10 protein-coding genes and 1 pseudogene are annotated in these 11,656 nt (G+C 44.1%); all 11 read left to right on the top strand.

The window, feature by feature from the left end:
- The coding region (locus tag HSISS2_RS08480) for an HAD-IC family P-type ATPase (protein ID WP_134981534.1) at window positions 1-2,332 on the top strand (2,332 nt) is incomplete at its 5' end.
- Window positions 2,333-2,857: 525 nt separating this feature from the next.
- Window positions 2,858-3,139 (top strand): chorismate mutase, encoded by a 282-nt coding sequence (locus HSISS2_RS08475; protein WP_021146340.1) that lies wholly within the window; start codon window positions 2,858-2,860, stop codon window positions 3,137-3,139.
- A gap of 87 nt (window positions 3,140-3,226) precedes the next feature.
- The gene (trpE, locus tag HSISS2_RS08470; RefSeq protein ID WP_021146339.1) at window positions 3,227-4,582 is read left to right on the top strand and encodes an anthranilate synthase component I; all 1,356 of its coding nucleotides are present in this window, start codon (window positions 3,227-3,229) and stop codon (window positions 4,580-4,582) included.
- Window positions 4,579-5,145 carry an aminodeoxychorismate/anthranilate synthase component II gene (locus HSISS2_RS08465; protein WP_021146338.1) on the top strand — a complete coding sequence of 189 codons (567 nt, stop codon included), beginning with the start codon at window positions 4,579-4,581 and terminating at the stop codon, window positions 5,143-5,145. Before trpE ends, HSISS2_RS08465 begins: the two co-directional genes overlap by 4 nt.
- Window positions 5,146-5,235: 90 nt before the next feature.
- A complete protein-coding gene (gene trpD / locus HSISS2_RS08460; RefSeq protein ID WP_021146337.1) occupies window positions 5,236-6,240 on the top strand; it encodes an anthranilate phosphoribosyltransferase in 1,005 nt (334 codons plus the stop codon).
- Window positions 6,237-7,004: an indole-3-glycerol phosphate synthase TrpC gene (gene trpC, locus HSISS2_RS08455; protein WP_021146336.1), complete on the top strand. Its 768-nt coding sequence runs from the start codon at window positions 6,237-6,239 to the stop codon at window positions 7,002-7,004. Before trpD ends, trpC begins: the two co-directional genes overlap by 4 nt.
- Window positions 6,991-7,572, top strand: coding sequence for a phosphoribosylanthranilate isomerase (locus HSISS2_RS08450; RefSeq protein WP_021146335.1), 582 nt, complete (start codon window positions 6,991-6,993; stop codon window positions 7,570-7,572). Before trpC ends, HSISS2_RS08450 begins: the two co-directional genes overlap by 14 nt.
- Window positions 7,569-8,777, top strand: coding sequence for a tryptophan synthase subunit beta (gene trpB, locus HSISS2_RS08445; protein ID WP_003094500.1), 1,209 nt, complete (start codon window positions 7,569-7,571; stop codon window positions 8,775-8,777). The genes HSISS2_RS08450 and trpB overlap by 4 nt, the downstream gene beginning before the upstream one ends.
- A 3-nt stretch (window positions 8,778-8,780) precedes the next feature.
- Window positions 8,781-9,562: pseudogene (trpA, locus tag HSISS2_RS08440) on the top strand (tryptophan synthase subunit alpha).
- A gap of 140 nt (window positions 9,563-9,702) precedes the next feature.
- On the top strand, window positions 9,703-10,134 hold the full coding sequence (locus tag HSISS2_RS08435) for a CopY/TcrY family copper transport repressor (protein ID WP_021146332.1): 432 nt from the start codon (window positions 9,703-9,705) through the stop codon (window positions 10,132-10,134).
- Between the two features lie 3 nt (window positions 10,135-10,137).
- On the top strand, window positions 10,138-11,656 hold a 1,519-nt coding region (locus tag HSISS2_RS08430), incomplete at its 3' end, for a heavy metal translocating P-type ATPase (RefSeq protein ID WP_134981533.1).

Below are 11,656 nucleotides of genomic sequence, written 5' to 3'. Positions count from 1 at the left end.
ACAGTTACAAGGCTTGACTCAGATGGAGGTCAAGCGGCGGATAGATGCCGGAAAAACAAATCATTTTAAAGCAAAAACTGGCTCCAGTAATTGGGAGATTTTTAGGCGTAATGTCTTTAACTCCTTTAATATGCTCAATTTTGCGATCTTTGTGGCATTGATTGCTGTGCAGGCCTGGTCTAATCTCTTTTTCTTCGGGATTATTGTGCTTAATGCTTTTACGGGAATGATGACGGAGTTGCGTGCCCGTCGCATGATTGATAAGCTCAATCTCATGAATAAGGATCAGATACGTGTGGTTCGTGATGGTCAGGTTTCTGCTATTGATCCTCAAGATATTGTCTTGGATGACCTGATGCTTCTATCTGCGGGTGAACAAGTGCCTAGTGATGCTAAGGTTGTTGATGGAATGGCTGAGCTAAACGAGGCTATGTTGACTGGTGAGAGTGATCTCATTCTCAAAAAGGATGGGAAGGAGCTGCTATCAGGTTCTTACCTGGTGAGCGGTCAGGTCTATGCTAGAGTCATTCATGTAGCTGAGGACAATTACGCCAATAAGCTCATGCTAGAGGCCAAAACGCACAAGCCAATCGTGTCTCGTATCCTCTATAACATGGATAAGATTGCCAAGTTCACAGGAAAGATTGTTATACCGTTTGGTCTGGCTCTCTTTTTTGAGGCTTACATGATTAAGCAACTCTCTCTTCAAGAGTCGGTCGTTACGAGTTCGACGGCGCTTTTAGGCATGTTGCCTAAGGGAATTGCCCTTTTGACCATAACCTCTCTGTTGACGGCTGTCATTAAGCTTGGGATGAAGCATGTCTTGGTGCAGGAGATGTACTCTGTTGAAACTCTAGCGCGTGTGGATGTCCTTTGCCTGGATAAGACAGGGACGATTACGCAAGGAAAGATGACCGTTAAAGGTCTAGAGCTCTTGTCTAAGCGTTTCACAAAGGAGGAGTTGGAAGGTTTGCTGGCGGCTTACATGCAGCATAGCAAGGATAACAACTCAACGGCCCAGGCTATTCGTAATGCCTATGAAGGTCTGGAAAACAACTATCAGGTTGGCGATATTATTCCATTTTCAAGTGATCGTAAATGGGGTGCTATGGTTATTGAAGGGGTTGGAACTCTCTTTTTAGGTGCACCTGAGATGCTACTTAAGGAGAACCCTCAAGCAGTAGAACAGGCGCAGGCACGTGGTTCTCGTGTCTTGATTTTAGCCTTGAGTCAATCGGGTATTGATACAGAGACCATGGTCTTACCTCATGATGTGGAAGCCTTGACCTTGCTTGAAATTGCCGATCCAATCCGTGAGGATGCAGCTGATACATTAGAATACTTGCGTTCGCAGGATGTTACCCTTAAGATTATCTCTGGAGACAATCCAGTAACGGTTTCTCATATTGCCCATCAGGCTGGCTTTGTTGATTATCAAAGTTATATTGACTGTTCTAAGGTGAACGATGAGGAGTTGGAGGCCTTGGCTGAGGAGACAGCAATCTTTGGACGGGTATCTCCGCATCAGAAGAAGTTGTTAATCCAAACGCTCAATGCTAATGGACATACCACAGCCATGACAGGTGATGGTGTCAATGATATCTTGGCACTGCGTGAAGCGGATTGTTCGATTGTTATGGCAGAGGGAGATCCTGCAACACGTCAGATTGCCAACTTGGTCCTTATGGATTCTGAGTTTAAGGACATTCCTGAAATTCTGTTTGAGGGACGCCGTGTGGTTAATAATATTGCCCACATTGCACCTATTTTCCTCATCAAAACGGTCTATTCCTTCCTTTTGGGGCTTATCTGTATTGCCAGTATTGTTTTTGGAAAGGCAGAGTACCTCTTGGTCTTCCCATTCATTCAGGTTCAGATGACTTTGGCCGGTCAGTTTATTGAGGGTCTTCCACCATTTGTTTTGACCTTCGAGCGTAATATTCGACCTGTTGAGAAACATTTCCTCAGACGTTCGCTCCAGTTGTCTATTCCTAATGCCTTGATGCTGGTTATCAGTGTTCTCATATTCCATCTGTCTCAGGTCTATCTTGGCATGAGCAATACGGATATGCTGACGCTATCGTATTACATGATGGGGTCGACGGGTGTCCTTGCCGTTATTCGTGCTTGTATCCCCTTGAATAAGGGGCGTGTGGCCTTGATTATTTACTCAGTCTTTGGTTTCTTGATTAGTTCTTACTATCTAAGTGATGTGATTGAAATTACAACGCTTAATGCGATTACCTTGCCGATTTACTTGGTGGCAATGGCTATCTGTACACCGCTATTCTTCTGGATTAGCTACAAACAAGGTGCCTTTCAAAAAGCATAAAACAGAACTCGAGCTTGGTAACAGGTGATGGCTCAAAATTAGGAATTGTGGGACTTGAAAGGTCAATAAGAGTTCTGGTTAATCTTAAAATGCCAGTTTGACCTATTGAATTGGGCTTAGACTAGCAATTGTCAAAATTAACAGAAAATTCTTGACATATCTCTAAAAAGGAGTAAAATAGTTAGTATATCAGAAAGTAACTGGTCTTAGATTTTCAGGGAGCCTGCGGTGATTGTGAGTAGGTAATCGAGATGAGTGAACATTGGGCTGATTGGATGATAATGAGAAGGTAATACATATTCTTCTCGGTTGGCACCCCTTACCGTGCAGCTCCTTGTTAGAGGAGATAGAGATGATGGTCGTTTTTTGGAGACCATTAACTGAGGTGGTACCGTGTTAAACTAGATTTAATGCCCTCACAGAGTTTTTCTCTGTGAGGTTTTTTGTTTATGGTTATCCCTTGAGATTGGACTTACTCACGTTAAAAAAGTGTTATGATCTTTATTCAATGAAAGGTTGGGTATTATGGATGCATTAAGCGATATTCGAAGTGATATTGATAATATTGATAGTCAGTTAATTCGACTACTGGCCCAACGTCAAATACTTGTGGAAAAGGCAGGGCGGCTGAAGCCAAAAGGAGACAAGGTTGCTGTCCAGGCTAGTGATCGTGTTGCTCAAGTCATAGCTAACCGTCGTAAGGAGGCACTAGAGCTTGGCTTATCACCAGATGTTGCTGAAAGTGTTTGGCGAAGCATGATTCAAGCCTTTATTGCTTTGGAAGAAAATGTGAATAAAGAACAATAAATGATTTGATTTTAGACCAATTGAACCAGTAACAGGGTCTTGTATCCGACTTACTATTCTTGATAAACCAGTTTGAAAGGAAATACTATGAGAAAAATTTTACCAGCCGATACCTTAACACCAATCTTGGCTTATATGCGTGTTCAGGGGGAACACAAGGTTATCCTTGAATCCATTCCTCGTGAGAAGGAAAATGCACGTTTTTCGATTGTTGCCTACAATCCGGTCTTTGAAGTAACCTTCAAGGACGGTGTTCTTTATGAAAATGGTAAGGCGATTGATCAGGATCCTTTTGAATACTTGGACCAAGTAACAGTCAAGGGCATCAAGTCTGACCTCCCTTTTGCAGGCGGTGCTATCGGGTTTGCAGGCTATGATATGATTGGTCTCTATGAAAATATCGGTGAGATTCCCGAAGATACGATTGGAACACCTGATATGCATTTCTTTATCTATGAGTCTTATTTGATTTTTGACCACAAGAAGGAAAAGGTTTATGTGGTTGAGGACAATATCTACTCTGGTCGTGACAACGATGCGGTGCGTCAAGCTCTTGGGCAGGTGGTAACGAGCCTACAGACTCAGGCGCCAAACGAGTTTACACCTCAAGCCTTGCAAGCTTTGCAATTTTCAAATCATATCGAAAAAGAAGTCTTCATGGATATGGTGGCTAAGGCCAAGAAACTTATTCGTGAGGGAGATATGTTCCAATGTGTGCTTAGTCAACGCTTTTCAGCTGACTTTGAGGGAGATCCTTTGGATTACTACCGTAACTTGCGTGTGACTAATCCATCAAACTACCTTTATTTCTATGATTTTGGAGATTATCAGGTGATTGGTGCCAGCCCAGAGAGCTTGGTTTCAGTGAAAAATGGAGAGGTGGTAACCAATCCGATTGCTGGAACACGTCCTCGTGGTACCAATGAGGCTGAAGATGCTGCTTTGGCGGATGAACTCTCACATGACATCAAAGAAACTGCGGAACACCGTATGTTGGTTGACTTGGGTCGTAATGATATTGGTAAGATTGCTAAAAATGGTACGGTCAAGGTGACCAAGTATATGGAAGTTGAGTATTTCCGCTATGTCATGCACCTTACTAGCGTAGTTAAGGGGCAACTCTTGCCTGAATTGACAGCACTAGATGCTCTAAAATCAACCCTACCAGCTGGAACCGTGTCAGGAGCACCTAAGATTCGTGCCATGCGTCGTATCTATGAGTTGGAGCAGGAAAAACGTGGTATTTATGCGGGAGCTATTGGTTATCTGTCTGCGACAGGGGATATGGACTTTGCCATTGCTATCCGTACTATGATTCTCAAAAATCAAAAAGCCTATGTTCAGGCAGGTGCAGGTGTTGTTTACGACAGTATTCCTGAAAATGAATTTTACGAAACGATTAACAAGGCGAAAGCTATGACAAGAATAGGAGATGCCCAATGATTTTATTAGTTGATAACTATGATTCTTTTACCTATAATTTGGCACAATACCTAGGGACATATACAGAGGTAAAGGTTTTGCGTAACGATGATGACAAGCTCTATGAAGAGGCAGAAAAAGCTGACGGGCTAGTCTTCTCACCAGGTCCAGGTTGGCCAGCTGATGCGGGTAAAATGGAAGCCTTGATCAAGGATTTCGCTGGTAAAAAACCGATGATGGGAATTTGCTTGGGGCACCAGGCTATTGCGGAAACTTTTGGTGGTAAACTTGGCTTGGCTAAGAATGTCATGCATGGCAAACAAAGCAATATTACTTTTGAAACGCCATCGCCAATTTTCAAGGATATTGACAATGATGTCCCAATCATGCGTTACCATTCCATTGTTGTTGACCGAATGCCAGAGGGTTTCGATGTGACAGCTATCACAACGGATGACCAGGAAATCATGGCCATTCAACATAAGGAGCTACCAATTTATGGTTTGCAATATCACCCAGAAAGCATCGGAAGTCCAGATGGGCTCAAGATGGTTGAAAATTTTGTAAAAATCGTTGCAGGCTAGTCGGACAGTCTTTTGACTAGATTGGTCTACGCTCAAAACATCTCCTCGTGCATCAGAAAACATTGAACCGTTTTTAAAAGGAAAACAGATATGAAAGAAATATTCCTACAAATCTCAAACCGACAAGACTTGTCTCAAGACCAAGTCCAAGCAGTCTTTGACCGCATTCTCAAAAATGAAGTCTCAGAAAGCCAAATCGCTGCCTTCCTTATGGGGCTCAAAACTAAGGGAGAAACAGCAGATGAAATCACAGGTATTGTGCGTGCCCTCAAATCACATGCGACGGTCTTGCCTGAGACCTTCACAGATGCTATGTGTAACTGTGGAACTGGTGGGGACCAGTCTTATAGCTTTAACATTTCAACAACGGTTTGCTTTGTCTTAGCAGCAGGTGGTATTCGTATGGCCAAGGCTGGTAACCGTTCGATTTCCTCTAAATCTGGTTCGGCAGATGTCCTTGAAGCCCTTGGAATCAACGTTGCAGCATCACCAGAAACCCTATCTAAAGCACTTGACGAGGTTGGTTTGGCCTTTATCTTTGCCCAAACCATGCATCCTGCTATGCGCTTTATCGGTCCAGCTCGCCAAGCTCTTGGGATTCCAACGATTATGAACTTGGTCGGACCACTGGCTAATCCGCTTGACCTTGAGACGCAACTCATGGGGCTTTATCGTGTGGAATTGCAAGAAATTGTTGCTAATGCGATCCAACAGTTGGGACGTAAACGTGCGGTTATTATCACAGGTCCTGACAATATGGACGAAGCTGCTCTCTATGGCACTAACACCTACACCCTTTTGGAAGATGGTCACATCAGCCAGCACACTTTCACTTATGAAGATTTGGGTATGGAAAAGGTTGAGTTGTCAGATATCACAGGTGGCGATGCCAAGGAAAATGCAGAGATTCTTCTTAGTGTCTTGAAAAATGAAGCCAGTCCTTATCTTGAAACAACAGTGCTTAATGCAGGTCTTGGTTTCTTTGCTAATGGTAAGGTTGCGACTATTAAAGAAGGTGTTGAGCTTGCTCGCCAATTGATTGCGGACGGCTCAGCCCTAGAGAAACTTCACCAACTCCAAGAGGTACAAGTATGAGTAAAACCTTTCTTCCGACAATCTTAGAACAAAAAGAAAAAGAAGTGGCTCAGTTGGTCATGGAAGACTTGCAGCCCTTGCGCCAGACCTATCGTCTTTATGATTTTCTCAAGTCAAATCAAAACAAGCTGCAAATTATTTCTGAAGTGAAAAAAGCTAGTCCAAGTATGGGTGATATTAACCTAGATGTGGATATTGTGGCTCAGGCTAAGACCTATGAGGAAAATGGGGCAGCCATGATTTCTGTTTTGACGGACGAGGTTTTCTTCAAGGGTGATATTTCCTATTTGAAAGAAATTTCGTCGGAGGTGGCTATTCCAACCTTGGCTAAGGACTTCATTATTGATGAGAAACAGATTGTGCGTAGTCGTAATGCGGGTGCGACAGTCATTCTCTTGATTGTAGCGGCCCTGCCAGAGGCTCGTCTCAAGGAGCTCTATGATTTTGCGACTAGCCTTGGCTTGGAAGTCTTGGTTGAAACGCATAATCTGCCAGAATTAAAAGTGGCTCATCGTATTGGTGCTGAAATCATCGGCGTTAATAACCGTAATTTGGTCACTTTTGAGACAGATATCAATACCAGTCTTGAAATGTCGGCTCATTTCAAGGATAAACCAGTTTATATTTCTGAATCGGCTATTTTCACAGGTCAGGATGCCGCCCTAGTTGCCCCATATTTTAATGGGATTCTGGTAGGAACTGCCCTTATGACGGCTGACAATGTGGCTGAGAAGGTCAAGGAGTTGCAAATTGACAAAGGTTAAAATTTGTGGACTATCAACACCAGAAGCAGTGGCGACTGCGGTTGAAGCAGGAGCTGACTACATCGGCTTTGTCTTTGCCAAGAGCAAGCGTCAAGTGAGTATTGAACAAGCTCACCAGCTAGCTAAAGGAGTGACAGGGCAGACAAAAATCGTCGGTGTCTTTGTTTCACCTAGTCTTGAGGAACTGAAAGAAGCGATTGGTCAGGTTCCCTTAGATATCGTTCAGATTCATGGAACTTTTGATGAAGCTCTGATTTCTCAGATTTCAGTACCAGTGATTCGAGCTATTCAGATTTCGGATAGTGAGTCTCAAGTCAAGAGCCAGGCGGATTATCTTCTTTTTGATGCTCCCATTGCTGGCAGTGGTCAGACCTTTGACTGGCAACTCTTGGCTGACAAGCAGATTGAACGGGACTACTTTATCGCTGGTGGCTTGACCGTGGATAATGTGGTAGAGGCCAAGGAAACTTTTCATCCCTATGCCTTAGATGTGTCCTCAGGTGTCGAGACAGACGGTCACAAAGATTTAGATAAGATTAAAGCATTTATAGAAAGAGTGAAAGCATGACATATCAACAACCTGATGCAAAAGGATTTTACGGGAAATTCGGTGGTCAGTTCGTTCCCGAAACGCTGATGACAGCCGTTATTGAATTGGACAAGGCCTATCGTGAAGCCAAGGAAGATCCAAGTTTCCAAGCGGAATTGGATGACCTCCTCAAAAACTATGTGGGCCGTGAGACGCCTCTTTACCATGCCAAACGTTTGACTGATCATATTGGTGGGGCGCAAATTTACCTTAAACGTGAGGATCTTAACCACACAGGTGCCCACAAGATTAACAATGCCCTTGGTCAAGTCTTGCTTGCTAAACGCATGGGCAAGAAGAAAATCATTGCCGAAACAGGTGCAGGTCAACACGGTGTTGCAACAGCGACAGCCGCAGCCCTTTTCGACATGGACTGTACTATCTATATGGGTGAAGAAGATGTTAAACGTCAGGCGCTTAATGTTTTCCGTATGGAATTGCTTGGTGCCAAAGTTTTCAGTGTTACCGATGGTTCGCGCGTGCTTAAGGACGCTGTAAATGCAGCCCTCCGTGCTTGGGTAGCTGGTATTGATGATACCCACTACATTATGGGCTCTGCCCTTGGTCCTGCACCATTCCCAGAAATTGTTCGTGACTTCCAATCTGTTATCGGTCGTGAAGCCAAACGTCAATATGCAGAGATTTCTGGCGGTAAATTACCTGATGCCGTCATGGCTTGTATCGGTGGTGGTTCAAATGCTATCGGTATGTTCTACCCATTTGTCAATGACGAGTCAGTAGCTATGTATGGTGCTGAGGCTTCTGGTTTGGGGCTTGATACCGATAAACATGCCGCAACCTTTGCCAAAGGTCGTCCAGGTATTCTACACGGAGCGCTTATGGATGTCCTCCAAGATGCTCATGGTCAAATCATGGAAGCTTTCTCTATCTCAGCTGGTCTGGACTATCCAGGGGTTGGTCCTGAGCACTGTTATTTCAACGAAATCGGCCGTGCGACTTACGACTCTATCACAGATGAAGAAGCTCTCGAAGGCTTCAAACTTCTATCACGTTTGGAAGGTATTATCCCAGCCCTTGAGTCTAGCCATGCCATTGCCCTTGCGCAAAAAGTGGCAGCTAAGATGTCGCCAGACCAAAGTCTCCTTGTCTGCCTTTCAGGTCGTGGGGACAAGGACGTGATGCAAGTCAAAGAACGTTTTGAAGCTGAAGCAGAAGGGAAATAAACCATGACAAAAACACTAACAAAACACCTACAAGCTATCAAAGACAGTAAACACGGCATTTTTGTACCTTATATCATGGCGGGTGACCACGCTAAAGGCCTAGACGGACTCTTTGAGACTATCGCTCTCTTGGAAAATAGTGGCGTTTCAGCTATCGAGGTAGGTATTCCATGGTCAGACCCTGTGGCTGATGGTCCCGTTATTGAACTGGCAGGACAACGTAGTTTGGCTAAAGATGTGACTTTGACAGCTATTATCAAGAAGCTTCAAGAACAAAAACACAGGTGCCTTTGGTGATCATGACTTATATCAACCCAGTTTATCAATATGGTATTGAAGCCTTTGTTAAGGACCTGGCAGATACATCTGTCAAGGGGCTCATCATTCCTGATTTGCCAAATGAACATGCTGACTTTATCACACCATATTTGAAAGATAGTGATATTGCTCTTGTTCCTTTGGTAAGCTTGACGACAGGAATTGAGCGTCAGAAACAGTTGATTGATGGGGCAGAAGGCTTTATCTACGCCGTTGCCATCAATGGTGTTACAGGTAAGACTGGTAATTACCGTGATGACCTTGACAAACACTTGGCTAACTTGACTGCCCATGGAGACATTCCAGTCCTCACAGGTTTCGGTGTGTCAACAGAGGAAGACATTAAACGCTTTAACGCTGTATCAGACGGTGTTATCGTAGGATCAAAAATCGTCCGTGATCTTCACGACGGTAAGGAAGAAGACGTCACTGAATTTGTTAAGTTCGGTTCACATTTCGAAAAATAGAAGATGATACTCTCCAGAAATGGGGAGTTTTTTTCATCAAAAAAACTACAAATGTAAATAAAACTCTTGACACTTTTTCATGATAACGTTAAAATAAATCTACAAACGTAAACAAATAACAAATTCAGAAAGGAACTATCATGCTGACAATTTCACCTGCGGAATGGGAAGTCATGCGAGTGCTCTGGGCCAAGGGGCAAGCGACTTCTTCAGAGATTATAGCGATTCTATCAAAGAAGCTAGACTGGTCGGCTTCGACAGTAAAGACCTTGATTGGACGTTTGGCAGACAAGGGTTATCTAACCAGTCAGCGTCAAGGACGAGGCTTTATCTATCAAGCTAGCTTGGGGGAAGATGAGGCGAATTTTCAGGCTTTAGAAGCTGTTTTTGAGAAGATTTGTTTGACCAAACACAGCGATTTGTTAGGTCAACTCATGGAAAAGATGCCGATGACTCAAGCTGATGTGGATAAGTTACAGGCCTTACTTGTAGCAAAAGAACCTGTGGATCAGGTGGTTTGTGACTGTGTGCCTGGCCAATGTGCTTGTGGGCATCATATAGAGGTGATATAGGAAATGGCAAAAGAAACCTTTGTGGTTAATGGGATGACCTGTGCATCCTGTGTAGCCAATGTTGAAAATGCTGTTAATAAGTTGGATGGCGTGGACAAGGCTGTGGTTAACCTAACCACTGAAAAAATGTCTGTGGATTACGCTGGGGATAAGGTTAGTCCAGAAGCGATTGAAAAAGCTGTGGCTGACGCTGGTTATGAAGCTGAAGTCTACAATCCAGACACAGCCAAAAGCCAGGAAGAGCGTGAAGAAGACAAGATTCACAAGGTGCGTGAGCGACTTATTTGGTCGTCGGTCTTCACCATTCCTCTCTTTTATCTAGCTATGGGGCCAATGGTCGGTCTACCTGTGTCAAACTTCTTGTCTCCTCACCATGCTGCCTTGACTTATGCCTTGGTGCTGCTAGTCTTGACAGTTCCAGTCATGTGGTTGGGTCGTTCCTTCTATAGTAATGGTTTTCGTACTTTGGCCAAGGGTCATCCTAACATGGATGCCTTGGTAGCCCTGGCAACATCGGCAGCCTTTCTTTATAGTCTCTATGGTACTTACCATATTTCATTGGGACATGCCCATCACGCCCACCAACTTTATTTTGAGTCAGTGGCCGTTATTTTGACCTTGATTACTCTAGGTAAGTACTTTGAGACCCTGTCTAAAGGTCGAACTTCAGAAGCTATCAAGAAACTCATGCACTTGTCAGCCAAGGAGGCAACCGTCCTTCGGGATGGTAGGGAAGTCAAGCTTCCTGTGGATAAGGTTGTTCTTGGTGACCATATTGTGGTCAAACCTGGGGAAAAGATAGCCGTGGATGGTCAGGTAATTTCTGGTAGCTCTGCGATTGATGAGAGTATGCTTACAGGGGAGTCACTCCCTATTGAAAAATCCTCTGGTAAGCCAGTGTTTGCAGGTTCTATTAATGGTCAAGGTAGCTTAATTTATGAGGCTGAAAAGATTGGTAAGGACACCTTACTTTCCCAAATCATTAAATTGGTTGAGGATGCCCAACAAACCAAGGCACCGATTGCCAAGATTGCCGATCAAGTGTCAGCGATCTTTGTTCCTGTTGTCATGGCTATCGCACTTGTTTCAGGTCTCTTTTGGTACTTTGTCATGGGACAAACCTTTACCTTCGCTATGACAGTAGCAGTTAGTGTCTTGGTTATTGCTTGTCCATGTGCTTTGGGTCTTGCGACACCGACAGCTATCATGGTTGGTACAGGCCTTGGTGCCGAACACGGTATTCTCTACAAGCGTGGGGATGTGCTCGAGCTAGCTCACAAGGCTGATGTCCTCGTTTTTGACAAGACAGGAACCATTACTCAGGGGAAACCTCAGTTGGTTTCTAGCTATACCTATGGCAATAGCGGAGCAGCCTTACAGCTTTTGGCATCCTTGGAAGCTAAGTCTGAACACCCTTTAGGTCAAGCTATCCTTGTGGCAGCAGAAAATGCTAACTTGGACTTGTTAGAGATGGATAACTTCTCAAGTCTGACTGGGCGAGGACTTACTGCCAGCTATGCAG

The organism is Streptococcus sp. HSISS2, from assembly GCF_000448665.1.
GTDB classification, from domain to species: Bacteria; Bacillota; Bacilli; order Lactobacillales; family Streptococcaceae; genus Streptococcus; species Streptococcus raffinosi.
This window is presented reverse-complemented; position numbering and strand designations above follow the sequence as displayed.

Excerpts from the sequence above, each read along its gene's own strand:
- HSISS2_RS08475 (WP_021146340.1), top strand. The coding sequence starts at position 2,858 with ATGGATGCATTAAGCGATATTCGAAGTGATATTGATAATATTGATAGT.
- trpE (WP_021146339.1), top strand. The coding sequence starts at position 3,227 with ATGAGAAAAATTTTACCAGCCGATACCTTAACACCAATCTTGGCTTAT.
- HSISS2_RS08465 (WP_021146338.1), top strand. The coding sequence starts at position 4,579 with ATGATTTTATTAGTTGATAACTATGATTCTTTTACCTATAATTTGGCA.
- trpD (WP_021146337.1), top strand. The coding sequence starts at position 5,236 with ATGAAAGAAATATTCCTACAAATCTCAAACCGACAAGACTTGTCTCAA.
- trpC (WP_021146336.1), top strand. The coding sequence starts at position 6,237 with ATGAGTAAAACCTTTCTTCCGACAATCTTAGAACAAAAAGAAAAAGAA.
- trpB (WP_003094500.1), top strand. The coding sequence starts at position 7,569 with ATGACATATCAACAACCTGATGCAAAAGGATTTTACGGGAAATTCGGT.
- HSISS2_RS08435 (WP_021146332.1), top strand. The coding sequence starts at position 9,703 with ATGCTGACAATTTCACCTGCGGAATGGGAAGTCATGCGAGTGCTCTGG.